Origin of the sequence: Streptomyces sp. NPDC005878 (genome assembly GCF_040629815.1) — a bacterium.
In the GTDB taxonomy this organism is placed as follows: Bacteria; Actinomycetota; Actinomycetes; order Streptomycetales; family Streptomycetaceae; genus Streptomyces.
In genome coordinates, this window is sequence record NZ_JBEXWK010000008.1 from 133,658 (window position 1) to 157,550 (window position 23,893).

The 23,893-nt window shown below is 73.5% G+C and carries 15 protein-coding genes and 2 pseudogenes; 6 read left to right on the forward strand and 11 right to left on the reverse strand.

Annotated features, from left to right (window positions below):
- Window positions 1-20: 20 nt before the first annotated feature.
- From ABZ404_RS15400 to ABZ404_RS15415, 4 genes are all read right to left on the reverse strand, one after another.
- Window positions 21-1,496 (reverse strand): serine/threonine-protein kinase, encoded by a 1,476-nt coding sequence (locus ABZ404_RS15400; RefSeq protein ID WP_358835330.1) that lies wholly within the window; start codon window positions 1,494-1,496, stop codon window positions 21-23.
- A gap of 241 nt (window positions 1,497-1,737) precedes the next feature.
- Entirely contained in the window at window positions 1,738-3,321 is a 1,584-nt protein-coding gene (locus ABZ404_RS15405; protein WP_358835331.1) for a serine/threonine-protein kinase, read from the reverse strand.
- Between the two features lie 178 nt (window positions 3,322-3,499).
- Complete coding sequence (locus ABZ404_RS15410; RefSeq protein WP_358990463.1) at window positions 3,500-6,790, reverse strand: protein kinase; 3,291 nt, start codon at window positions 6,788-6,790, stop codon at window positions 3,500-3,502.
- A 106-nt stretch (window positions 6,791-6,896) separates the two neighbouring features.
- Window positions 6,897-8,906 (reverse strand): serine/threonine-protein kinase, encoded by a 2,010-nt coding sequence (locus ABZ404_RS15415; RefSeq protein ID WP_358990465.1) that lies wholly within the window; start codon window positions 8,904-8,906, stop codon window positions 6,897-6,899.
- A 248-nt stretch (window positions 8,907-9,154) separates the two neighbouring features.
- Here ABZ404_RS15415 and ABZ404_RS15420 point away from each other — a divergent pair, with 248 nt between their 5' ends.
- Window positions 9,155-10,216 carry a serine hydrolase domain-containing protein gene (locus ABZ404_RS15420; protein ID WP_358833563.1) on the forward strand — a complete coding sequence of 354 codons (1,062 nt, stop codon included), beginning with the start codon at window positions 9,155-9,157 and terminating at the stop codon, window positions 10,214-10,216.
- Here ABZ404_RS15420 and ABZ404_RS15425 read toward each other — a convergent pair.
- The gene (locus tag ABZ404_RS15425) at window positions 10,213-11,919 is read right to left on the reverse strand and encodes a glycerol-3-phosphate dehydrogenase/oxidase (RefSeq protein WP_358833562.1); all 1,707 of its coding nucleotides are present in this window, start codon (window positions 11,917-11,919) and stop codon (window positions 10,213-10,215) included. The two genes, ABZ404_RS15420 and ABZ404_RS15425, sit on opposite strands and share 4 nt — an antisense overlap.
- 220 nt (window positions 11,920-12,139) lie before the next feature.
- Here ABZ404_RS15425 and ABZ404_RS15430 point away from each other — a divergent pair, with 220 nt between their 5' ends.
- On the forward strand, window positions 12,140-13,384 hold the full coding sequence (locus ABZ404_RS15430; RefSeq protein WP_358833561.1) for a nucleotide sugar dehydrogenase: 1,245 nt from the start codon (window positions 12,140-12,142) through the stop codon (window positions 13,382-13,384).
- 108 nt (window positions 13,385-13,492) lie between these two features.
- Window positions 13,493-13,994: pseudogene (locus ABZ404_RS15435) on the forward strand (hypothetical protein).
- Window positions 13,995-14,093: 99 nt separating this feature from the next.
- Here the strand turns inward: ABZ404_RS15435 and ABZ404_RS15440 are convergent.
- The 4 genes from ABZ404_RS15440 to ABZ404_RS15455 all read right to left on the reverse strand — a co-directional run bounded on the left by ABZ404_RS15440 (window position 14,094) and on the right by ABZ404_RS15455 (window position 18,522).
- Complete coding sequence (locus tag ABZ404_RS15440) at window positions 14,094-15,218, reverse strand: GuaB3 family IMP dehydrogenase-related protein (protein ID WP_358833560.1); 1,125 nt, start codon at window positions 15,216-15,218, stop codon at window positions 14,094-14,096.
- Between the two features lie 132 nt (window positions 15,219-15,350).
- The gene (gene guaB, locus ABZ404_RS15445; protein ID WP_358833559.1) at window positions 15,351-16,856 is read right to left on the reverse strand and encodes an IMP dehydrogenase; all 1,506 of its coding nucleotides are present in this window, start codon (window positions 16,854-16,856) and stop codon (window positions 15,351-15,353) included.
- 223 nt (window positions 16,857-17,079) lie between these two features.
- On the reverse strand, window positions 17,080-17,655 hold the full coding sequence (locus ABZ404_RS15450) for a sigma-70 family RNA polymerase sigma factor (protein WP_067163238.1): 576 nt from the start codon (window positions 17,653-17,655) through the stop codon (window positions 17,080-17,082).
- A 255-nt stretch (window positions 17,656-17,910) separates the two neighbouring features.
- A complete protein-coding gene (locus ABZ404_RS15455; protein ID WP_003948568.1) occupies window positions 17,911-18,522 on the reverse strand; it encodes a response regulator transcription factor in 612 nt (203 codons plus the stop codon).
- 406 nt (window positions 18,523-18,928) lie between these two features.
- On the opposite strand from ABZ404_RS15455, the gene ABZ404_RS15460 reads away from it, so the two are divergent.
- Window positions 18,929-19,261 carry a WhiB family transcriptional regulator gene (locus ABZ404_RS15460; RefSeq protein WP_358833558.1) on the forward strand — a complete coding sequence of 111 codons (333 nt, stop codon included), beginning with the start codon at window positions 18,929-18,931 and terminating at the stop codon, window positions 19,259-19,261.
- Window positions 19,262-19,460: 199 nt separating this feature from the next.
- Here ABZ404_RS15460 and ABZ404_RS15465 read toward each other — a convergent pair whose 3' ends face one another.
- Complete coding sequence (locus tag ABZ404_RS15465) at window positions 19,461-20,357, reverse strand: LysR family transcriptional regulator (RefSeq protein ID WP_358833557.1); 897 nt, start codon at window positions 20,355-20,357, stop codon at window positions 19,461-19,463.
- An 81-nt stretch (window positions 20,358-20,438) separates the two neighbouring features.
- On the opposite strand from ABZ404_RS15465, the gene ABZ404_RS15470 reads away from it, so the two are divergent.
- Together ABZ404_RS15470 and ABZ404_RS15475 are read left to right on the forward strand one after the other, a co-directional pair.
- Window positions 20,439-21,119, forward strand: a complete 681-nt coding sequence (locus tag ABZ404_RS15470; protein ID WP_358833556.1) for an MOSC domain-containing protein — start codon at window positions 20,439-20,441, stop codon at window positions 21,117-21,119.
- A 50-nt stretch (window positions 21,120-21,169) separates the two neighbouring features.
- Window positions 21,170-21,943: an SDR family oxidoreductase gene (locus tag ABZ404_RS15475; protein ID WP_358833555.1), complete on the forward strand. Its 774-nt coding sequence runs from the start codon at window positions 21,170-21,172 to the stop codon at window positions 21,941-21,943.
- Here the strand turns inward: ABZ404_RS15475 and ABZ404_RS15480 are convergent.
- A pseudogene (locus tag ABZ404_RS15480) lies at window positions 21,906-23,834 on the reverse strand (DUF2264 domain-containing protein); the annotation flags it as partial. The gene ABZ404_RS15475 and the pseudogene ABZ404_RS15480 sit on opposite strands and share 38 nt — an antisense overlap.
- Window positions 23,835-23,893: the final 59 nt, after the last annotated feature.

A 23,893-nucleotide genomic window follows, 5' to 3' on the forward strand; every position in this document is an offset into this window, starting at 1 on the left:
ATGGCCCGCCGGGTGGGCGGTCAGGCCGAGGGCGTGAAGGAGTCGAGCGCGGTGTCGAAGTGCCGCTTGGCCTCGTCGAGGCGGCTGACGGGGGCCGAGACCCACACGTCGTACATCGTCCCGTTCTCGTCCCAGCACTCGTCGTAGGTGTGCCGGGGCCCCTCGGCCGCGCTGAAGCCGTTCCAGCTGAACTCCCACAGCGCCGCGTCGTGGCCCTGGTGGGTGGTGGAGACGACCTTGCCGCCCCGGTAACCGGGGTTGGTGTCGGGCCCGTTGGCGTGGGAGTGGCGCATCACGCCGAGCGGGCCGCCGGAGACGGACTGCTGGAGGCGGATGCCCAGCCGGAAGGCCCCGTCCGGCGACACGTAGAAGACGCGCCGGTCGTCGGTGGTACGGACGTACCCCGCCGGGACCGTCAGGCCGAAGCCGTCCGGGTCGCGGACGTGGCGGTACCCGGCGGGCGCGGTCCCGAGCGGTGACGGCTCGCCGGCCCGGGTGACCGTCACCGTGGGGCCGGGCGGGCCGGGCTCGGCCGCGGCGGACGCGTGCCCGGTGACCGTCGCCGTTCCGCCCGCCGCCCTGGCCTGCCCACCGCCCTCGTCGCCGCCGCTCAGCAGGGCCGCCGCGCCCGCGCCCGCACCGCCGAGCACCACGACCGCGGCCACCGCGATCAGCGCGGCCCGGGTCCTGGACCGGCGCGCCGGCTCCACCACGGCGACCCGCTCGGTCGGCGTGTACTGCCGGGGCGCTACGGGGGTGGCTCCGCTCGACACGTACGCGCGCAGCATCTCGTGCGCCTCGTCCGCGGTGAGCCTGCGCGCCGGGTCGCGCTCCAGGAGCCCGCGGACGACCGGCAGCAGCGGGGCGGCGGCCAGGGGCGGACGGATCTCGTCGGTGACCACCGCGTGCAGCACCCCGCCCAGGGAGTCGCGGTGGAACGGGGACTCGCCGCTCAGGGCGGCGCACAGCAGCGCGCCCAGCGACCACAGGTCGGACTCGGGCCCGGCGGCGGCGCCCTGCATCCGCTCCGGAGAGGTGTACTCGGGCGAGCCGACGAAGGCGCCGTCCTCGCTGATCGTGGTGGACCCCGGCAGCTGCGCGATACCGAAGTCGGTGAGCACGACCCGGCCGGTGCCCTCCTCCAACAGGACGTTGGCGGGCTTGAGGTCGCGGTGGAGCACGCCCTGGCGGTGCGCGGCGCTCAGCGCGCCGAGCAGCGCGATGCCGATCCGGGCGGCCTCGGGGGCGTCCACGGGACCGCTGCCGCGCAGCCGGTCGGCGAGCGAGCCGCCCTCGACCAGCTCCATCACGATGTACGAGCGGCCGTCCTGCTCGACGACGTCGTGGACGCCGATGACGTGCGGGTGCTTGAACTGCGCCACGGCGCGCGCCTCGCGGAGCGCGGCGGTGGCGGGGGCGCCGCCGTCGGGGTGCAGTTCCTTGACGGCGACCTGGCGGCCCAGGAGTTCGTCGGTGGCGCGCCACACGGTGCCCATGCCGCCCCGGCCGAGCCGGGCCGCCGGCCGGTAGCGTCCGGCGATGAGACGGTCACCGGCCGCGCCGCCACGCGGTTCACTGGCTGCTGCGGGCACCGCTTCCCCTCGTTCCCTGGTCCTGTGGCCATCATGCCGCACGGGGGCGCGCCGGGGCGGGGCGTGAGGTCACGAGACGGAATCGACCGGGCGGCACACGGGACCTGCGGGGGCGCGCGCGAGGGGCGCGCGGCGCCTGGGGCGCTCAGTTCAGCGGCGGCGGCTGCCAGCCGCGCAGCACCGTGTCGAACTGTTCGCGGGTGGTCGGCCAGTCGGACTCCGGGCCCGACATGTAGATCGCGTACTCGGCGGCGCCGCCGTCGGCGAAGTACATCTGGTCGATGGCGTGCCGCTTGCCCGGGAAGCCCTTCTTCTCCACGTAGGTGAACTCCCAGAGCGAGGAGTTCACCTGGTCCCGGAAGGTGTTGGAGTGCAGGGTCACCCGCTGGTACTTGGGCAGCCGCTTCTCCAGCGCCTTCTCCAGGTTCAGCTGGTGCATGTACGGGTTCTCGAAGTCGGGCTTGCCGACGCTGACACGTATGTAGTGACGGCCGTTGTCCGGCGTGTAGTCGACCTCCTTGCCGTCCATCCGGCGCCGCCAGCCCTCGGGCACGAACAGGGCGAAGCCGGCCGGGTCCTTCACCCGCTTCCAGCCCTGCGGTACGGAGGCGTCGGCCTTGCCGGACTTGCCCGTCCCGGTGCCGGTCGGCTCGGTGGTCGTCGCCGCCGAGTCGTCGCCGCTGTCGCGGTACTTCAGGGCGGCGAGCCCGGCCGCGCCGCCGAGGACGGCCGCGAGCGCGACCACCAGGGCGACCGTCCGCCCGCGCCTGCGGACGGGGCGGGCGGGCGCGGGCAGGGGCGCGATCGCCTCGGGGACGGGCGCGCGGACCGTGCCGGAGGTGCCCGGCGGGGCGGTGGCGGCCCGCAGCTCCGACTCGGAGACCTGACGGGTCGGCACGTACTCGTGCGCGGCCTTGGGCTCGCGCCCCTCCATCGCCTCCAGGAACATCCGCTCGGCCTCCTCGGCCGAGGGGCGGTCGTCGGGGTCCTTGCGCAGCAGGGCGGTGATCACCGGTGCGAGCGCGCCGGCGTGGGTGGCGGGCTCGGGCTCCTCGTTCACCACCGCCTGCATGGTGGAGATGGGCGAGGAGCGGCGGAAGGGCGAGCCGCCCTGGACCGCCGTGTAGAGCGTGGCGCCGAGGGACCACAGGTCGGAGGCGGGACCGGGCTGCCCTCCTCGTACCCGCTCGGGCGCCAGATAGTCGATGGAGCCGACCAGTTCACCGGTCCGGGTGATGGTGGAGTCGCCCTCGATGGCGGCGATCCCGAAGTCGGTGAGCAGGACGCGCGAGTCGCGGGCGAGCAGGACGTTGCCGGGCTTGACGTCGCGGTGGAGCACGCCCGCGGCGTGCGCGGCGCGCAGAGCGCCCAGGACGTGCAGTCCGATGCGGGCGGCCTCGCGCGCGTCGATCCGCCCGGTCTCGGAGGCCTTCACGGCGTCGGCGAGCGAGGGCCCGTCGACGTACTGCATCACGATCCAGGGGCGGTTGTCGTGGTCGAGCACGTCGTGGACGGTGACCACGCCGGGGTGGGTGATCCGGGCGGCGGCCCGCGCCTCCTTCTGCGTCCGGGCGTGCAGCACGACCCGGTCGGCCTCCGCCACGTACAGCGCGGCGGTCAGCTCCTTGACGGCGACCGTGCGGTGCAGGACCTCGTCGTGGGCGCGCCAGACCTTGCCCATGCCGCCGCGGCCGATGGTGTCGCCCAGGCGGTAGCGCCCGGCCAGCAGCAGCCCTTTCACCACCGCTTCCGCGCCCTTGCCGCTCTTGCTCTGGTTCTGTTCCACGTCCCCCGCCCGGCCGGTTCTTAAGGGGCAAGGTTACGGAGCGGATTCCGGCCAGGGAAGCTCGGGGGCACCTTGTGAGACACCTACCAAGAGGTATGTGTCTGAGGCAACTGGTGAAGCCTCAACGAGTGGCGCTGTAGGCGGCCGTGGCCTGCGTATAGATCTCGCTCACCTTGTCCCGCTGCGGTTCCGGACCGATGACCACGACCAGGTGGTATCGGCCATTGATGATCATTACCTGGTTGCGGACGTAAACCGTGCGGCCCGTGCTGTCGCGCCAGGTGAACTGCCCCTCGGCGGTGACCTTCTGACCGATGTCCACGCGGCGCAGCCCCGTGGCGGTGGCCCAGGCCGAGTCCCGGAACGGCTGGAGTTCGCGCTCCTTGTCGCGCTGGTACGCCAGCGGGTCCGCGCCCGCGTCCTTGACCGCGTCCCGGCCGGGCACCACGAGCAGCGTGAAGTCACCGCCGACATAACGGACTTGTCCGGCGTCGTTGATGGGCCGCCGCTGGAAGGAGGGGTCGACCGCGGTCCGGAACCCCTCGGGGTCGGTGCGCAGCACATAGCCCTTGGCGGGCGGCCGCCCGCCGGGCTCGGTGGTCTGCGTCCTCGGCGTGGAGGGCGTGCCGCTGCGGGGCGGATCGCTGGGCGCGGGGGTGCTCGGGGGCGCGCTCGTGCCCGTACGGGCGGGCGGGGCGCCGGTGTTGTCCTTCTCGCCCTTCGCCCCGGACTCGGGCATGAAGAACACGGCGTACGCGAGGGCCGCCGCCAGGAGCAACAGGATGAGCAGCACGAGGGTCCGGCCGAGCGAGCGGGGCCCGCGCGTGCGGGTCGCGGCCGGGGACGACCTGGGCGGACGGGACCGGGGCCGGCGCGGCTCCTCCAGGACCTCCGCGGCGGGGCGCCGCTCGGCCCTGCGGGGCTGCGCGCGGCGCTGCTGGCGGTGGCGGCCGTGCTCGCCGAAGGCGCCCCTGCGGCGCCGGACGAGCTCGCCGCGGCGGCGCACGATCGGCAGCCGGGTCGCGTCGGCCGGGGGCAGCGGGACGACCTGGGTGCCCGCGTCCGGCTCGGGCGCGGAGCGCACGATCGAGCGCAGCCAGCCGCGCAGCTCCTCGAAGTCGGGCCGCTCGGTGGGGTCCTGGCGCAGCAGCGACTCCACGACCGGCCGCAGCGGACCGCACTCCTCCGCGAACGCGGGCGGCTCGCCGCACACCATCTGCACCAGCTCGACGGCGCTCTCCTCCGGATACGGCGCGTGCCCCTGCACGGCCCGGAAGAGCAGCGCGCCCAGCGCCCACAGGTCGGTGGCGGGGCCGATCGGCGGCGCGAGGCGCCAGTTCTCGTGCACGGGCCCGGCCTGCTCGGGCGCCCACCGCTCGGTGACGGCCCCGACGAGGGCGATCCGCGTCTGGCGCGCCCGCTCGGCGTCGAGCCGGGTGGCGGGGCCCCGGTAGCCCGCGCCCTGGCGCTGCGGGACGGCTGCCTCCCAGCCGCCCTCCCGGGCGGGCACGGGCGCGCTGACGTGCGTCTGCCGCTGGGCGTCGGCCCGCAGCGCCTCGGCCCCGGCGCCGACGGCCTGCGGAAGCGCGGGGCGGGGGCCGGTGGAGGGCCGGGGGCCGGTGGTGGCGGGGGGCCGGGCCCGCGCGCCGGTCCGGGGCGCGGGCGTGCGGTCGGGCCGCTGGGGCTCGCCGGTCTGCGCGTGCGGCACTTCCAGGCGCGGGAGCTGGGGGTGCGGGGTCCCGGTGTGCGGGCCCGTGGGGTGGGCGGGGTCGCGTGGCGTGGGGCGCCCGGCCGTCTCGGGGGGCGCGTCCGCCGTGCCGGGCTGCGCGGGGCGCGGGACCCAGCGCCCGGTCACCGGGTCGTACGCCCGCCGCGGGCGCCCCGAGTCCGGGCCCTCCTCCACGGCGTACGGGCTGGCCGCCGAGGACGCGCCCGCCGCGGGCGTACGCGGCACCCGCGTCCCGCTCACCGGGTCGTACACACCCTGGTCCGCGATGTCATGCCACGAGCCGGCCGACTCGGCGCGGGTGAGCTCGGCGCGGGTGGGCTCGGCCTGGTTGAGCTCGGCCTGGTTGAGCTCCTGCTGGTTGAACGCGGTCCGGGTGAACTCGGGCTGGTCGAGCTCGGCCCGGGTGAGCTCGGAGCGCGGCACGGGCAGCGCGGCCCCGTCGTCGCCCACGCGCGCGGTGGCCCGCGTCCCGGCCCGGTACGCCGCGACGGCCCCGGCCCGGGCCTGCCCACTCCCGGAGGCCCCGCCGGAACGGGCCGCGGGCCCGTCCTCCGGTCCCGGCCGCCCGCCCCGGCTCCCGCCGCCCTCGTCCCCGCCGGACCCCGCCGGGGACCACCCGGCGGGAAGCGCGGGGGCCCTGGTGGAGGGCAGGGAAGCGGGGTGGGGGGGCCGGGGGGCCTCGGGTGCCTGCTCGTCGTACGGATCCCCGTAGAGGTCGCTGTGGGGGTCGCCGTGAGGACCGCCGTAGGCGTCGCTGTGGGGGTCGCCGTCGGTGTCGCTGTAAGGATCACCGTAGGCATCGCCGCGGGGGTCGCCGTGGGGGTCGCTGTAGGGGTCGGGCTCGCCGGACGTGTCGGGATCGTCGGCGTCCGGCTCGGTCGCGGTGTACGGGGAGTGGTCGGCGCCCGCGGAGTACGGTGGGTGCGGGGCCTCCGGGGTGCCCGCGAGGTACGGCGGGTGCGGGGCGTCCGCGTCATCCTGGCCGCCCGGGTCGTCCGGGCCGTCCCCGGAGTCCCGCGCGTCCCCCCAGGCGGCACCCGCGGAGTCGGACGACGCCCCCGGCACGCCGAAGTCACCGTTCTGCTCACCGAGCGGCGGCGGCACCACCACATAGCCGCACAGCGCCTCCTCCGCCGCGCCGACCGCCAGTCCGGTCAGCATCACGCGGCCGTCGTCGCATATCAGCACGGTGCGCTCGGTGATGTTGCGGTGCGTCCAGCCGTGCGCGTGCAGCACGCGCAGCGCCGTCAGCACGTCGGAGGCGACCTCCGCCGCCCGGTACGGCGCCATCGGCTGCTCGGCGAGGAGCGCGGCCAGCGGCCGGGCCATGACGAACTCGCTGACGATCCACAGCGAACCGTCCTCCGCGAAGACGTCGAAGACCTGGTCGAGCCGGGGGTGGTCGGGGATCTGCGCGGCCGCCTGGGCCGCCTCGATCGCCCGCCGCAGCGCGGGGTTGGCGGGCCGCCGCGCCGCTCCGGCGCCGTACCGCCCGTCCCCGTACCGCCCGTCCGCGCCCTGCACCTCGGCGTCCACGACCTCCGGCAACGGCACCTGCCGCACCAGCACGTCCTGCCCGCTATAGGTGTCAAAAGCCCGGGTCTCCACCGGCTCGTACTCGTCGGAGGAGGGCAGCGGCAGCCGATAGCGGTCGGCGAGCACCCGACCCGCGTAGTCGTCCACATCGCCTCCCCACAGCGTGCTGCTCCCCGGAACCCGTCAATTCCGGTCGTTTACCGGCCCATTGTGGCTGCGTACGGTTCGCGGGCTCTCACGATACGTGGCCTGCTCAGTCCTTGGGGCTGAACGTGTCGAACGCCGTCTTGCGCAGCGTCACGCACGCGTCGCCGTCCCACTCGGCCGTCTTGCAGGTCACCATGATCGCGTAGCCGTGCGAGCCGTCGACCTTGAAGCCGCGGTTGAGTATCCGGACCCGCTCACCGCTCTGGTCCCGCTCGAACTGCCAGTCGGCGACCGTCGGGTATCCCTTGTAGTCGACCTTCTGGATGCCGAGCAGGTGGTAGTTGCTGCTGCTCCCGGCGACCGCGCCGGCCAGCTCCAGCCAGGCCCGGCGGGCGTCGTCGGTCGGCTTGGCGTTGAAGTCGACCTGGACGCGGGGGAAGCCGCCGCCCGCCGCGTATATCCCGCCGGAGTTGTCCCCGGCTATGCCGACGCGGTGGAAGCCTGCGGGCATGGCCATGGAGAAGTGGAAGTCGCCGTCGGTGACCATGGTGTAGCCGCTGGGCAGCCCGGCGGCCGCCCCGCCGTTGCCCCCGGACCCCGGGGACGTGGAGGCCGCGGGCGACTTGCCGCCGCTCTGGCCCTGCCCCTGGCCCTGCGTCTGGCCCTGCGTCTGGGTCTGGCCCTGGCCCTGGCCCTGCTGCTGACCGTTGCCCTGACCCGTGCCCTGGGCGCCGCCGGTCTTGCCGCCGCTCGCGCTTCCCGCGGTGGCGCCGCTGGAGGCCTTGCTGCCGCTCGTGCCCTTGTCCTTGTCGTCACCGCCGCCGCTGAACGCGACCGCGAGCACCGTCCCGAGCACGGCCAGCGCCGCGACCACCGCGATGATCACCAGGGTGCGGCGCGGGACGACGTCGGTGAGCGGGGCCCGCACCGGCGCGGGGGGCCCGGGCGGCGCCGACGGTGCCACGGGCACCGACCCGGCGGCGACCGGCTGGGCGGCCGGCCTGCCCGCCGTTCTGTCCTTCGCCTTGTCCTTGGCCTTCTCCTTGGCCGTGGTCTGCGCCGCCACCGCCGCGTTCCGTACGGACTTGAAGGCGCCGCGCATCCGGTCGGCGGCCGCGTCGGCCACCTCCTTCGCCTTGGCGCCCGCGTCGCCCTTGGGCTCGCCGGGCACGGGCGGCAGCGCGACGACCCGGGTCACCTCGGACGAGACCGGCTCCGGCGCCCGCACGGCCTGCTCGGGCGCGTGCAGCACCTCGGTGAGCAGCGCGCGCGCCGCCTCGTTGTCGAGCCGCTGCTCGGGGTCCTTGGCGAGCAGGCCGTAGATGACCTTCTCCAGGAGCGGACCCGCGTTCGCCGGCGGGTCCACCGGCTCGGTCATCACCGCGGTCAGCGTGGCGATGGCGGAGCCCTTGTCGTACGGCGGGACGCCCTCCACGCACGCGTAGAGCAGGCCACCCAGCGACCACAGGTCGGCGGCCGGGCCGGGCTTGTGGCCGCGGGCGCGCTCCGGCGAGATGTACGAGGGCGCGCCGACGAGCATGCCCGTCGAGGTGATGGACGGGTCGCCCTCGACCTGGGCGATGCCGAAGTCGGTGAGCACGACCCGGCCGTCCTCGGCGATCAGCACGTTCGACGGCTTCACGTCGCGGTGCAGGATGCCCTGCCGGTGCGCGGAGCGCAGCACGTCGAGGATGGCGAGCCCGACCTCGGCGGCCCGGCGGGGCGTCAGCACCCCGTCCTCGCGCACCGCTTCGGCGAGCGACTTGCCCTCGACCAGCTCCATGACGATCCACGGCCGGTCGTCCTCGTCCACGACGTCGTAGACCGTCACCGCGCTGGTGTTGCGGATCCGGGCGATCGCCTTGGCCTCACGCAGGGTGCGCGTGATCAGCCGGCGCTTCTCCTCCTCGTCGATGCTGCTGGGGAAGCGCAGCTCCTTGACGGCGACGGTACGGCCGAGCGTCTCGTCGACGGCCCGCCAGACCGTGCCCATGCCGCCACGGCCGAGCACATCCCCGAGCCGGTACCGCTCGGCCAGGAGTCGGCCCTCGGCTTTGGCGCCGGACTCCTTCCGCTCGTCCCGCTGGGGCTCCCGCGACTGCTCCGCCTCCGACATGCGTCCCCTCTGCGATCCCTGATCCGCGCCCGCACCGACCGCGTCCCGGCCGACAGCTCCCCGCAACTTGCCTCGTGAGGCGGCCCGGTTCACCGCTCCGACCTGCTTCTGCTGCCGGGGGTCCGGGGGTTGGCCCCCGGGGGAGCGGCACCCGCCCTGGCAGAGCGTCCATTGTCTCTCACGTCGGGACCAATGATTGTCCCGGGTCCGCCGTCCGCCAAGATGTCCGGGGAAGGGGGACCACCACCGTGCCAAGACTCCGGGCGCTGCTCGCCATGCCACTGGCCCTGGTGCTCTGCGGCCTGGGCATGACCGACCCACCGACCGAACCGGACCGTACCGGTCTGAAAGACCCGCAGGCCACGGCGCTGGCACGGCTGGTCACCGACACGGGTACCCCCGCGGCGGCTCTCCTCACCGACGACGGCGAGCGCTCCCGCTTCGGCACGGCCGGGTCCGGGCTCGGCCGCGACGACCGTTTCCGGGCGGGCAGCGTCACCAAGTCCTTCGTCGCCACGGTGGTACTCCAGCTGGCCGCCGAGGGCAGACTGCGCCTCGACGACACGGTGGAACAGCATCTGCCGGGCCTGATACGCGGCCATGGAAACAACGGCCGCCACCTCACCCTGCGCTCCTTGCTCTCCCACACCAGCGGTCTGTTCCCCTACACGGCCGATGGTGCCGCTCCGGTTCCCCTCACCCCCTCACAAGCCGTTCACACCGCGCTCACGCACTTCCCCGGGCCGCTGGGCATTTACGCCTACTCCAACACCAACTACGTCGTTCTCGGCATGGTCGTTCAGCAGGTCACCGGTCATACCTACGCCGCCGAGGCCGAGCGCCGCATCATCACCCCCCTCCATCTCACCGGCACCTCGTTCCCGGGTGCCCGCACCACGCTCCCCTCCCCGCACAGCCGCGCCTACTCCCCCGGCGGCCACGACGTCACCGACCTCGACCCGCGCCCGGCCGGGGCCGCCGGTGAACTCATATCGACGCTCGCCGATCTGAGCCGCTTCTACGCGGCCCTGCTCGGCGGCGCCCTGCTGCCCGCGCCCCAGCGGCGCGAACTGCTCGACACCGCCGCCACCCACGGCGTCTACGGCCTCGGTGTCTACCCCGAGCGGCTCTCCTGCGGCCTCACCGTCTGGGGCCACAACGGGCGTATATCCGGCAGTTCGGTCCGCGCGGCGGTCACCGCCGACGGCCGCCACACCACTGTTTTCCGCATCAACACGGACATCACTCTCAACCCCTCCCTCGAACTGTCGCTCCTCGACTCCGAGTTCTGCCCGGCGGGCCCGGCCTAGAGCGGCACGATGTCCGGCGCGCCCAGCCGCGCCGCGTCGGCCGTCAGGTCGTCCGGCTGGCGCTGCGACTCGCGCTCCGCCTCCACCCGCTTCTCGTAGTGCTCCACCTCCTTCTCGATCTGCTTGGCGTCCCAGCCGAGGACCGGCGCCATCAGCTCCGCGCACTCCCGGGCCGACCTCGTACCCCGGTCGAAGGTCTCGATGGAGATCCGGGTGCGCCGGGTCAGGACGTCGTCGAGATGGCGGGCGCCCTCGTGCGACGCGGCGTAGACGATCTCGGCGCGCAGATAGTCTTCCGCCGCGCCGAGCGGCTCGCCCAGCGACGGGTCGGCCACGATCAGCTCGATGAGGTCCTCGGCCAGTGATCCGTACCGGTTCAGCAGGTGCTCCACACGGACCACGTGCAGACCGGTGCGCGCGGCGGTCCTCGCGCGGGCGTTCCACAGCGCCCGGTAGCCCTCCGCGCCCAGCAGGGGCACGTCCTCGGTGACGCAGGCCGCGACCCGCTGGTCGAGGCCGTGCACCGCCTCGTCCACCGCGTCCTTCGCCATGACCCGGTACGTCGTGTACTTGCCGCCGGCGATGACGACGAGACCCGGCACCGGGTGCGCCACCGTGTGCTCGCGGGAGAGCTTGCTGGTGGCGTCCGACTCCCCGGCGAGCAGGGGGCGCAGGCCCGCGTAGACCCCCTGGACGTCGTCCCGGGTCAGGGGGACCGCGAGGACGGAGTTGACGTGTTCCAGGAGGTAGTCGATGTCCGCGCTGGAGGCCGCGGGGTGGGCCTTGTCCAGGTCCCAGTCGGTGTCGGTGGTGCCGACGATCCAGTGGCGCCCCCAGGGGATCACGAAGAGCACCGACTTCTCGGTGCGCAGGATGAGGCCGCTGGTGGAGTGGATGCGGTCCTTGGGCACCACCAGATGGATGCCCTTGGAGGCCCGGACGTGGAACTGCCCGCGCTCGCCGACCATCGCCTGGGTGTCGTCCGTCCACACGCCCGTCGCGTTCACGATCTGTTTGGCGCGGACCTCGTACTCCCCGCCGCCCTCCACGTCGCGCACCCGCGCCCCGACCACGCGCTCGCCCTCGCGCAGGAAGCCGGTCACCCGGGCCCGGTTGGCGGTGTGCGCCCCGTAACTCGCCGCGGTGCGCACCAGCGTCGCCACGAAGCGCGCGTCGTCCATCTGGGCGTCGTAGTACTGAAGGGCCCCGACCAGCGCTTCCCGCTTCAGGCAGGGCGCGACCCGCAGGGCGCTTCGGCGGGAGAGGTGGCGGTGGACCGGCAGGCCCCGGCCGTGGCCGGACGACACCGACATCGCGTCGTACAACGCCACGCCCGAGCCCGCGTACCACCGCTCCCAGCCCTTGTGCTGGAGCGGGTAGAGGAACGGCACCGGTTTGACCAGGTGCGGGGCGAGGCGCTCCAGGAGCAGCCCGCGCTCCTTCAGGGCCTCGCGCACCAGAGTGAAGTCCAGCATCTCCAGATAGCGCAGCCCGCCGTGGATCAGCTTGCTCGACCGGCTGGACGTGCCCGACGCCCAGTCCCGCGCCTCGACGAGGCCGGTCGAGAGCCCTCGGGTCACGGCGTCCAGCGCGGTGCCCGCGCCGACCACCCCGCCGCCGACGACCAGCACGTCGAGCTCGCGCTCGGCCATGGCGGCGAGTGCCTCGGCGCGCTGCACCGGTCCCAGTGTCGCTGTCCTCACGGGTGCCTCCCGTTGATCGGGGTGGTCTGGCTCACACACCCGATTCTGGACGCGACCACCGACATCGGCCACCGCCTGTGGACAACACTCGGACAACCCGGGCCCGGCAATACGGCATAACGGTCATATTTACTCTTAGTCTGACATTGCGTAACGCTCATTCTGTCCACAGGGCTTGCGCGCCATGTCCCCTCCGGTTATGGGAAGGACGGTCACCGGCATGCCCGCAGACCTCGCTGTCATCGGACTCGGCCACCTCGGCCTGCCCCTCGCACAGGCCGCCGCCGCCGCGGGCATCGAGACCGTCGGCCATGACACCGACCCCCATGTGCTCGCCGAGCTGCGCGCCGGGCGCCCCCCGGTCGACGGCTCCCTGACCGCCGCCGAGCTGCGCCGGATGCTCTCGGGGGGCTTCCGTGCCTCCGCCGACCCGGCCGAGCTCGGCCGGGTCCGTACCGCGGTGATCTGCGCCCCCACCCCGCCCGGCGCCGACCGCACCCCCGACCTCACCGCCGTCGCCGACGCGGCCCGCACCCTGGCGGCCCGGCTGCGCCCGCACACCACGGTGATCCTGGAGTCCGCCGCCTACCCCGGCACCACCGAGGACTTCCTGCGCCCGCTGCTCGAAGCGGGCTCGGGGCTGCGGGCCGGACGCGACTTCCACCTCGCCTACTCGCCCAGCCGCCTCGACCCCGGCAACCGCACCCACACCTTCACCACCACCCCCAAGGTCATCGGCGGCCTCACCCCCGCCTGCACCGAGTCCGCCGCCGCCTTCTACAGCCGGTTCACCGACAAGGTCGTACGGGCGCGCGGCACCCGCGAGGCCGAGATGGCCAAGCTCCTGGAGACCAACTACCGCCAGGTCAACATCGCGCTCGTCAACGAGATGGCCGTGCTCTGCCACGACATGGGCGTGGACCTGTGGGACGTGATCCGGTGCGCCGAGACCAAGCCGTTCGGCTTCCAGCCCTTCCGCCCCGGCCCCGGCGTCGGCGGCCACGGCGTCCCGCTCGACCCGACCCCGCTGCCCTACACGGGCCTGCGGATGGTGGGGCTGGCCCGGGAGATCAACACCCGGATGCCGCAGTACGTCATCCAGCGCTCCACCACGCTCCTGAACGAGCACGGCAAGTCCGCCCGGGGCGCGCGCGTCCTGCTGCTCGGCGTCACGTACAAGCCCGACCTCGCCGATCTGGAGGGCTCCCCCGCCGCCGAGATCGCGGGGCGGCTCATCGACCTCGGCGCGGCGGTGAGCTACCACGACCCGTACGTCCCGGACTGGCGCGTGCGCGACCAGCCCGTGCCGCGCGCCGACTCCCTCTACGAAGCGGCCGCCCACGCCGACCTCACCGTGCTGCTCCAGCACCACCGCACGTACGACCTGCAAGGGCTCTCGGTCAAGGCGCAACTGCTGCTCGACACGCGCGGGGTCACCCCCGGGGGCGCCGCCCACCGACTCTGAAATGTGATCCCCCGGGCCCCGGGCGGTTGCTACTCTTCGGGTCGCCCGATCGCACAGCCGTGCGCATTCACGGGCTCGTGCTTTCACTTACCTCGGGGGGATCCGAAGATGAGTCAGTCCGTTCCACCGCCCCAGCAGCCCCAGCAGCCCCAGGCACCCCAGCAGGAGTTTCCGGGCTTCGTCCCGGCGCCGCCGCCCGCGCCGGTCCGTGACAACTTCGCCGGCGGCCTGGTGACGGCGGTCGTCGTCGCCGTCGTCGCCGCGGGTGCCTACGGCGCGCTGGTCGGCGCCACCGAGCACGAGATCGGCTACGCGGCCGTCGGTGTCGGTTTCCTGATCGGCTGGGCCTCGGGCAAGGTCGGCGGGCGCAACCCCGCCCTGCCGGTGCTCAGCGCGGTCCTCGCCCTCGGCGCGGTCTACGCGGGCCAGCTGGTCGGCGAGGCCGTACTCGGCGCCAAGCAGCTGCCCGTCAGGCGCCTCGGAGCTGCTGTTCCAGCACCTCGGCCTGGTGAACGACGCCTGGAAGGCCGACGCCGACCCGATGACGTTCCTGTTCTTCGCGATCGCCGCCGTCGCCGCGTTCTCCGGCTCCAAGAAGGCCGGCGCGTAACCCCCGTACACGCGTGAGGGCCCGGACCGTCGAACGGTCCGGGCCCTCACGCTTCCACAGGACACGCGCGGACCGGGGCCCACGCGCGCGCACGGGTCGTCAGCGCTTGTGCTGCGCGTCCGCCACCGTGACCTCGACGCGCTGGAACTCCTTGAGCTCGCTGTAGCCGGTGGTGGCCATCGAGCGGCGCAGGGCGCCGAAGAAGTTCATCGAGCCGTCCGGGATGTGCGAGGGACCGGTGAGGATCTCCTCGGTGGTGCCCACGATGCCCAGGTCGACCAGCTTGCCGCGCGGCACGTCCTCGTGGACGGCCTCCATGCCCCAGTGGTGGCCCCTGCCGGGCGCGTCCGTGGCACGGGCCAGCGGGGAGCCGATCATCACCGCGTCGGCGCCGCAGGCGATCGCCTTGGGCAGGTCGCCGGACCAGCCGACACCGCCGTCCGCGATCACGTGCACGTACCGGCCGCCGGACTCGTCCATGTAGTCGCGGCGGGCCGCGGCCACGTCGGCGACGGCGGTGGCCATCGGGACCTGGATGCCCAGCACATTGCGCGTGGTGTGCGCGGCGCCGCCGCCGAAGCCCACCAGGACGCCGGCCGCGCCGGTGCGCATCAGGTGCAGGGCCGCGGTGTACGTGGCGCAGCCGCCGACGATCACCGGGACGTCCAGCTCGTAGATGAACTGCTTGAGGTTGAGCGGCTCGGCCGCGCCCGAGACGTGCTCCGCCGAGACGGTCGTGCCGCGGATGACGAAGATGTCGACACCCGCGTCCACCACGGCCTTGGAGAACTGGGCGGTGCGCTGCGGCGAGAGGGCGGCCGCGGTGACCACACCGGAGTCGCGCACCTCCTTGATGCGCTGCCCGATCAGCTCTTCCTTGATCGGGGCCGCGTAGATCTCCTGGAGGCGGCGGGTGGCCGCGTCCTCGTCCATCTGGTCGATCTCGTCGAGCAGCGGCTGCGGGTCCTCGTACCGGGTCCACAGGCCTTCGAGGTTCAGCACGCCCAGTCCGCCGAGCTCACCGATGCGGATCGCGGTCTGCGGCGACACGACGGAGTCCATCGGGGCGGCCAGGAAGGGCAGCTCGAACCGGTAGGCGTCGATCTGCCAGGCGATCGAGACCTCCTTCGGGTCCCGGGTGCGCCGGCTCGGGACGATGGCGATGTCGTCGAACGCGTACGCCCTGCGGCCGCGCTTGCCGCGCCCGATCTCGATCTCAGTCACGTTGTGTGGGCCTTTCCCTCTACGTCTGCCGGACCAGTATCCCCGACATGTGTGTCACCGACATACGGGCGAGGGGCGGACCCGGGAAATCCGGGGCCGCCCCTCACTCGGTCCACGCGCGCGTGGGCGTGGTCAGCGCTTGGTGTAGTTCGGTGCCTCGACCGTCATCTGGATGTCGTGCGGGTGGCTCTCCTTGAGGCCCGCCGAGGTGATCCGGACGAACCGGCCGTTCGCCTGGAGCTCCGGGACGGTCCGGCCGCCGACGTAGAACATCGACTGGCGCAGGCCGCCGACCAGCTGGTGGACGACCGCGGAGAGCGGGCCGCGGTAGGGCACCTGGCCCTCGATGCCCTCGGGGACCAGCTTCTCGTCGGAGGCGACGCCCTCCTGGAAGTAGCGGTCCTTGGAGAAGGACTTGCGGTCGCCGCGGGACTGCATCGCGCCGAGCGAACCCATGCCGCGGTACGACTTGAACTGCTTGCCGTTGATGAACAGCAGCTCGCCCGGGGACTCCTCGCAGCCCGCGAGGAGCGAGCCGAGCATCACCGTGTCGGCGCCCGCGACCAGGGCCTTGGCGATGTCGCCCGAGTACTGCAGGCCGCCGTCGCCGATGACCGGGACGCCCGCGGCCTTGGCGGCGAGCGAGGCCTCGTAGATCGCGGTGACCTGCGGGACGCCGATACCGGCGACGACGCGGGTGGTGCAGATGGAGCCGGGGCCGACGCCGACCTTGATGCCGTCGACGCCCGCGTCGATCAGCGCCTGGGCGCCGTCGCGGGTGGCGATGTTGCCGCCGATGACGTCGGCGCCCCCCGCGTTCGACTTGATCTTGGCGACCATGTCGCCGACCAGCCGGGAGTGGCCGTGGGCGGTGTCGACGACGATGAAGTCGACGCCCACCTCGATCAGCGCCTGGGCGCGCTCGTAGGCGTCGCCCGCCACGCCGACGGCGGCGCCGACGATCAGCCGGCCGTCCTTGTCCTTGGCCGCGTTCGGGTACTTCTCGGCCTTCACGAAGTCCTTGACCGTGATCAGGCCCTTGAGGATGCCCGCGTCGTCGACCAGCGGCAGCTTCTCGATCTTGTGGCGGCGCAGCAGCTCCATCGCGTCCACGCCGGAGATGCCGACCTTGCCGGTGACCAGCGGCATCGGGGTCATGACCTCGCGCACCTGGCGCGAGCGGTCGGACTCGAAGGCCATGTCGCGGTTGGTGACGATGCCGAGCAGCTTGCCGGCGGCGTCGGTGACCGGGACGCCGCTGATGCGGAACTTGGCGCACAGCTCGTCGGCCTCGCGCAGCGTCGCGTCCGGGTGGACCGTGATCGGGTCGGTCACCATGCCGGACTCGGAGCGCTTGACCAGGTCGACCTGGTTGGCCTGGTCCTCGATCGAGAGATTGCGGTGCAGCACGCCGGCGCCGCCCTGGCGGGCCATCGCGATGGCCATGCGCGCCTCGGTGACCTTGTCCATCGCCGCGGACAGCAGCGGGACGTTCACCTTCACGTTCTTCGAGAGGTACGAGGAGGTGTCGATCTGGTCGGGCGCCATGTCGGACGCGCCCGGCAGCAGCAGCACGTCGTCGTATGTCAGCCCGAGCATCGCGAACTTCTCGGGCACTCCGTCGACGTTTGCAGTCATGACACCTTCCCCATGGCCTTGATCGGTGCGGATGTCCATGCTAACGGGCTGGGGCGGTGTCTCATTCCATGAACAAGATCAACCCCATTCTTTGTACGTTCACACGTACAGCCGCCCGTTCAGGGGCGTGCGGCCACGCGCGCGGGAGCGACGCGGCGCCGTGCGCGCGGGGAGCGCCGGTACCGCCGTGCGGGTGACGGCAGGTGACGGCGGGCGGCGGGAGCTACTGCTCGGCGAGCGCCCGGAGCCGGCTGAGCGCGCGGTGCTGGGCGACGCGGACGGCGCCCGGAGACATCCCGAGCATCTGGCCGGTCTCCTCGGCGGTCAGGCCGACGGCGACCCGCAGCACCAGCAGCTCGCGCTGGTTCTCCGGCAGGTTGGCGAGGAGCTTCTTGGCCCACTCCGCGTCGCTGCTGAGCAGCGCGCGCTCCTCGGGGCCGAGCGAGTCGTCGGGCCGCTCGGGCATCTCGTCGGAGGGCACCGCCGTGGAGCCGGGGTGGCGCATCGCCGCCCGCTGGAGGTCGGCGACCTTGTGGGAGGCGATGGCGAACACGAAGGCTTCGAAGGGCCGCCCGGTGTCCCGGTAGCGCGGCAGCGCCATGAGCACGGCGACGCAGACCTCCTGCGCGAGGTCCTCCACGAAGTGGCGAGCATCACCCGGCAGGCGGTTCAGCCGGGTACGGCAGTAGCGCAGCGCGAGCGGGTGAACATGGGCCAGCAGGTCGTGCGTGGCCTGTTCGTCGCCGTCGACGGCACGGTGAACGAGTGCACCGATCACCGTTGGCTCGTCGTCGCGCATCGGTCCATCGTGCCCCGGCGTCGCAGAATCCGTGGCACCGCGCCCGTAGTTGTGCACTGAAGCGTTATGAGCAGGTGCGCCGGAAGTCATCTCCTGCGCCCTCCCCTCCCGCTCGACCGACTCGTCCCCGAGGAACTCCACACCTTCAAGGATGCGGCATCGCGCGCGAAGCGTCACACGCCGCTCCACGGAGTGGGGGGACGGACCCGCCCGCCGACGACGGACGGGGATCCGGCCGACCACGCCGTGGGCCGGTCAGCGCACCAGGCCCCAGCGGAAGCCGAGCGCCACGGCGTGCGCCCGGTCCGAGGCGCCGAGCTTCTTGAACAGCCTCCTGGCGTGCGTCTTCACCGTGTCCTCCGAGAGGAAGAGCTCGCGCCCGATCTCGGCGTTGGACCGGCCGTGGCTCATACCTTCGAGCACCTGGATCTCGCGCGCGGTGAGCGTGGGCGCCGCGCCCATCTCGGCCGAACGCAGTCTGCGCGGGGCGAGCCGCCAGGTCGGGTCGGCGAGCGCCTGGGTGACGGTCGCGCGCAGCTCGGCGCGCGAGGCGTCCTTGTGGAGATAGCCGCGGGCGCCGGCGGCGACGGCGAGCGCCACGCCGTCGAGGTCCTCGGCGACCGTCAGCATGATGATGCGGGCGCCGGGGTCCGCGGACAGCAGCCGCCGGACGGTCTCCACGCCGCCCAGACCGGGCATGCGTACGTCCATCAGAATGAGGTCCGAGCGGTCGGCGCCCCAGCGGCGGAGGACTTCCTCGCCGTTGGCCGCCGTCGTCACACGCTCTACGCCGGGCACGGTAGCCACCGCGCGACGGAGCGCCTCTCGGGCAAGCGGGGAGTCGTCGCAGACGAGGACGGATGTCATGGCCGCCCTCCGCAGCTGATGCGCGTCACCTTGAGCCTCCAGGCTGGTTACGTATCGTCACCTGTGCGATTGACGCTCTCGGACGCCTGCCCGAGCGCTTGTTCTTTCAACCGCTCCGCACTCTCAACGATGGTCACTCGAAAGAGTTACGGGTCGGACGGGCGCCTTCGGCACTCTACGTGAGGAAGCGTGTGCGCCGGGCGCGCATCGCGGGTCACCCGTCGTTCGCTTGGAGGTATGCCCCATTTAGCGGCTTTTCTTCCCTTTTTCTGGTGTCTGTGGCTAGATTCGCAATGAGTCATATTTACATCTACTTACACCGTAGATGTACGTTCGTCGGTACACCCCAGTGATCCGGGGTACCCGGCCCATCCACCTCAGGCACGGCTTCAAGGGGACATGAGCAATGGCAGATTTCTCCCGCCTTCCCGGACCGAACGCCGATCTGTGGGACTGGCAGCTCCTCGCCGCATGCCGCGGGGTCGACAGCTCCCTCTTCTTCCACCCGGAGGGCGAACGCGGCGCGGCCCGGAGTGCGCGCGAGAACTCGGCGAAAGAGGTGTGCATGCGCTGCCCGGTGCGCGCCCAGTGCGCCGCGCACGCTCTGGCGGTCCGCGAGCCGTACGGGGTGTGGGGCGGACTCACCGAGGACGAGCGCGAAGAGCTGATGGGCAGGGCGCGCAACCGGCTGGTGACGGCGGCGGGCGCGGGAGCGGCGGGCGACCGGGGGCACGGCTAGCGCCAGGCCTCGACCCGCTTTCGCAGAAACGTTCCTGCGCCGGATGGCGCAGCACCGGACGGCAGCCCCGCCGGCCCCTCACCGGGCGGCGGCGCCGGGACCGCGCGGCCGCGGCGGGCGGCACGCGCTTCGCGGGCGGCTCGCGCGGGAGGTGTGCGCCACGCGCCGGTGACGCGCGTCCGTGCGCCGCGCCGGCCGCTCAGTTGCGGGCGGCGGCCCCGGCGAGCTGGTCCAGGGTGGCCGCGACGGCCGGGACCCTGGCCAGGTCGGGCAGGGTGAGCGCGACGATCTCCCGCTCCACGGCAGGCTCCACGGTGACGGTCCGGGCGCCCTTGGGCCGTACCGAGGCGATGGCCAGCTCCGGCAGCACCGCCACCCCCAGACCCGCCCCGACCAGGCCGATCACCGCCGGATAGTCGTCCGTGGCGAAGTCGATGCGCGGGGTGAAGCCGGACGCCTCGCAGACCTCGACCAGCTGGCGCCGGCAGCGCGGGCAGCCCGCGATCCACGGCTCGTCGGCGAGGTCGCGGATGTCGACGGTGCCGCTGCCGGCCAGCCGGTGGCCGTCGGGGACCAGTCCGACCAGGCGGTCGATCAGCAGCGGCCGTACGACCAGGTCGTCCCACTCCTCCGTGCTGGCCGCCCCGTACCGGAAGGCCAGCGCGACGTCGCAGTCGCCCTCGCGCAGCATCTCCACCGAGCGCGGCGGCTCGGCCTCGACCAGGGAGACACGGGTGCCGGGATGGGCGGCGCGCAGCGCGGCCAGGGCGCTGGGCACCAGGGTGGAGGAGCCGCTGGGGAAGGAGACGAGCCGGACCCGGCCCGCGCGCAGCCCCGCGATGGCCGCGACCTCCTCCTCGGCGGCGGTCAGGCCCGCGAGGATGCCGGAGGCGTGACGCACCAGGACCTCGCCGGCCTGGGTCAGCCGGGTCTCCCGGCCGGTGCGGATCAGCAGCGGGGTGCCGGCGGACGCTTCGAGGGCCTTCATCTGCTGGCTGACGGCGGGCTGGGTGCAGCCGAGCTCGCGCGCGGCGGCCGAGAAGGAGCCGGTGGCGGCGACGGCGCGCAGGACGCGGAGATGACGGGCCTCGATCACCCATCGAGCATAAGGGGTACTTGGGGGACCTGCGGGATATTGGGTGGCTGCTTTGAGACAGTGCGGGTTAGCGTGCGCGCCATGAAGCTTCTGTCTGTCAACGCGGGCCGTGCCAGGTTCGTCGAGTACACCGATGCCGAGGGCGGCCTCACGGGCATCGGCAAGCGCCCGGTGGAGGGCGCCGTGGGGATCTTCCGGCCGGGTCCCAGGGGCGTGGGCGCGAGCGGGGTCGCGGGCGACGACGTGTGCGACAAGCGCCACCACGGGGGCGAGCACCAGGCGGTCTACGCCTACGCGCGCGAGGATCTCGACGCCTGGGAGAAGGAGCTGGGCCGCGAACTGCCCGGCGGGATCTTCGGCGAGAACCTCACCACCAGCGGCCTGGACGTCAGCGGCGCCCGGATCGGCGAGCGCTGGCGGATCGGGCCGGACGTCGTTCTGGAAGTCGCCGGCGCGCGGATCCCCTGCCGTACGTTCGCGGGCACGCTGGGCGAGCAGGGGTGGGTCAGGCGGTTCACGCGGGCCGGCGCACCCGGCGCGTATCTGCGGGTGGTGGAGGAGGGCGCTATACGCGCGGGCGACGCGATCGAGGTCGTCCACCGGCCCGCTCACGAGGTGTCGGTGGCGTTCTGGTTCCGGGCGTTCACCACCGAGCGGGAGCTACTGCCGCGCACGCTCGCGGCGGGCGAGGCGATGTCCCCGGAGGCCCACGAGACCGTACGCAAGTACCTGGAGCGGCAGGCCGTCCGGCCGGTCTCCTGAGCGCACGGGCCGTCACACCGCCGACACGTGCGGGGCGTTACCGTGCGCCTATGACGACTGCACTGATTACGGGAGCCACGGCGGGGATCGGGGCCGCGTTCGCGCGGCGGCTGGCCAGGGACGGGCACGATCTGGTCGTGGTGGCCCGCGACGGCAAGCGGCTGCGCGAGCAGGCCACCGAGCTGCACGACCGGCACGGCGTGGAGGTCGAGGTGCTGGCCGCCGACCTGTCCACCGAGGACGGCATCGCGTCCGTCGAGGCCCGGCTCGCCGAGCGCCGCAAGCCGGTCGACCTGCTGGTGAACAACGCCGGGTTCGGCAACAAGGGCCGCTACCTGGACGTGTCCATGGGCGACGAGCTCAAGATGCTGAAGGTGCACATCGAAGCGGTGCTGCGGCTGACGTCGGCCGCGACCGAGGGCATGCGCGAGCGCGGGCGCGGCGGGGTCGTCAACGTCGCCTCGGTCGCCGCGTTCGTGCCGCGCGGCACCTATGGCGCGTCCAAGGCGTGGGTCGTGCAGTTCACCCAGGGCGCGGCGCGCGACCTGGCCGGGTCGGGGGTGCGGCTGATGGCGCTGTGCCCCGGCTTCGTACGGACGGAGTTCCACCAGCGGGCCGGGATGGGCACCGACAACATCCCCGGCTGGATGTGGCTGGATGCCGACAAGCTGGTGGCGACGGCGCTCTCCGACCTCGCGCGCGGGAAGACGCTGTCGATCCCGGACCCGCGCTACAAGGCGCTGATGGGTGTGGTGAAGCTGGCTCCGCGCGGCCTGCTGGGCGGGGTCACCTCGCGGACGGGCCGCAAGTACGGCCCGCAGTGAGGCCCTTGTCGTCCGTGGTCGCGGGTCCGGTGCCGGGTCCGGTCCCACGGTCGGGGCCGGGGTCGGGGCCGCCGTCGAGGACGAGGCCGGCCGTGGTCCCGTCCCGCCAGGTGACCCGGACCGTGTGACCCTCGACGCGGATCCGCGTGACCAGGTCCGGCAGCGGGGCCGGGTGCTCCTCCCCGGTGAGGGAGACGAGGGCGACGAAGACGGACGGCCCTTCTCCGGTGGCCCCTTCGAGCACCGCGACACGGGAGGACGGACCGAACAGTGTGGACCCGGCGTCCTCTCCTACGCGCGCGTGGGGCTCGTACCCCCAGACGGCGTGCAGCTGCCCGGTCTCCCGCGGCCCGGTGACGGCCCACCCCGTCTGGCGCACCCGGGTGCCGGGCGGGGCGCCGTCGACCCGGTGGGCGCGGACCTCGGCGCGGCCGTGGACGAGGGTGGCCGACACGATCCGTACGCCGGGCAGCGGCCGCGACGCCGAGGCGGCCCACCCCGGTCCGTGGCCCACGGGCTCGGCGGGCCCCCGGGCGGTGACCGTGCCGTCGTCCAGGACCAGCCCGAAGTGGTTGTCGCGCACCGCGCCCGAGGCCGGTCCGGTACGGGTCGAGTACGCGAACCGGGCGTAGCAGGGGTCCTCCTCGGCCCCGACATGGTTGTCGCTGCCGTGGTTGTGGAGGCGTACGAGACCGTCCGAAACGGTGGACTGGATCAGGATGTTGGGCGGGCCCAGCACCCTCACCGCGTCCGCCCGCTCCGCCGGCAGCGGCTCCTCCACCGCTGTCCACACCGGGTGCTCCGGCGGCATGAGCAGACCGAGGAACCCTTTCGCCGCCCAGTACGGCGAGGCCGGGCCCGAGTAGCCCTGCACGATCGGCGGGTAGGGGCCGTGCCAGCCCAGGGTGAGCAGACCCCGCTCGTCGGTGGCGCCCCGGCCGGGCCCGCGGTCGGTGAAGTACCGCAGCGCCCCGGAGGCCAGGCGGCGGGTGGCGCCGGGGGTGAGCGGGGTGTGGCCGGTGAGCGCGCCGAGCCAGGGAGCCGCGGCGGCGGCGAAGCGGTAGGTGAGGGAGCGGCCGTAGGGCAGGGGGGCGCCGTCGGCGCCGAACATCCGGGTGTAGCCGTCGAGGTGGGCGTGGAGCCGCGGCCCGTACCGGTCGAGGAGTTCCCGGTTGTCACCCAGATGAGCGTGCAGGACGGGATAGAAGTGGAGAGCCCAGCCGTTGTAGTGGTCGAAGGAGCGGTGGGGGCCGTCGCTGTACCAGCCGTCGCCGAGGTACCACTGGTCGACGTGTTCCAGCGCGCGTTCGACGGTGGCCGAGGCGCGGTCGGTCTCGATGCCGGCGTCCTGGAGGAATCCGGCGACGGTGAGGCCGAAGAACCACCAGTTGTTGTCGACGGGCGAGGGGCCGAGCGCGGGCAGCAGCCAGTCGACGACGCGTTGGCGCACGCGGTCGTCCAGCCCGTCCCACAGCCAGGGGCGGGTGAGGCGCAGCCCGAGCGCGACGGAGGCGGACTCGACGACGGCCTGGCGCACCTCGGCCATGCGGGGCCAGGAGTCGGGGTCGCCGCTGCCCAACTCCCCGATGGACAGCGGTCGTTCGGTCCCGGACGCCAGTCCTTCGGCGTAGCGGCCGAGGTGGCCGTGCGGGTCGTCGCCGCGCGCGCCCGCGATCCGCAGCGCGGCGAGGAGCCAGGTGCGGGCGTACCCTTCGAGGCCGTCGGAGCGGGGCCCGGACCGGCTCGGGCGGTCGCCGGGCAGGTTGATCAGGCCGTGGCGCGGTGAGGCGTAGGGCCGTACGGCGAGCAGGAGCCGGTCGGCCTCGCGCTCCCAGTGGTCACGGGTCCAGCCGGTGTACGGGCTGAGCTCGTGGTTCTTGGGGGGTGGCGGTGCGGACGGCCGGGCCGGTGCGGACGGCTGGGCCGGGACGGACGGTCGCGTCCGTGCGG

Coding starts and splice junctions, on each gene's coding strand:
- ABZ404_RS15430 (WP_358833561.1), top strand. CDS start 12,140: ATGCCCGCAGACCTCGCTGTCATCGGACTCGGCCACCTCGGCCTGCCC.
- guaB (WP_358833559.1), bottom strand. CDS start 16,856: ATGACTGCAAACGTCGACGGAGTGCCCGAGAAGTTCGCGATGCTCGGG.
- ABZ404_RS15400 (WP_358835330.1), bottom strand. CDS start 1,496: ATGGGCACCGTGTGGCGCGCCACCGACGAACTCCTGGGCCGCCAGGTC.
- ABZ404_RS15460 (WP_358833558.1), top strand. CDS start 18,929: ATGGCAGATTTCTCCCGCCTTCCCGGACCGAACGCCGATCTGTGGGAC.
- ABZ404_RS15415 (WP_358990465.1), bottom strand. CDS start 8,906: ATGTCGGAGGCGGAGCAGTCGCGGGAGCCCCAGCGGGACGAGCGGAAG.
- ABZ404_RS15450 (WP_067163238.1), bottom strand. CDS start 17,655: ATGCGCGACGACGAGCCAACGGTGATCGGTGCACTCGTTCACCGTGCC.
- ABZ404_RS15455 (WP_003948568.1), bottom strand. CDS start 18,522: ATGACATCCGTCCTCGTCTGCGACGACTCCCCGCTTGCCCGAGAGGCG.
- ABZ404_RS15470 (WP_358833556.1), top strand. CDS start 20,439: ATGAAGCTTCTGTCTGTCAACGCGGGCCGTGCCAGGTTCGTCGAGTAC.
- ABZ404_RS15475 (WP_358833555.1), top strand. CDS start 21,170: ATGACGACTGCACTGATTACGGGAGCCACGGCGGGGATCGGGGCCGCG.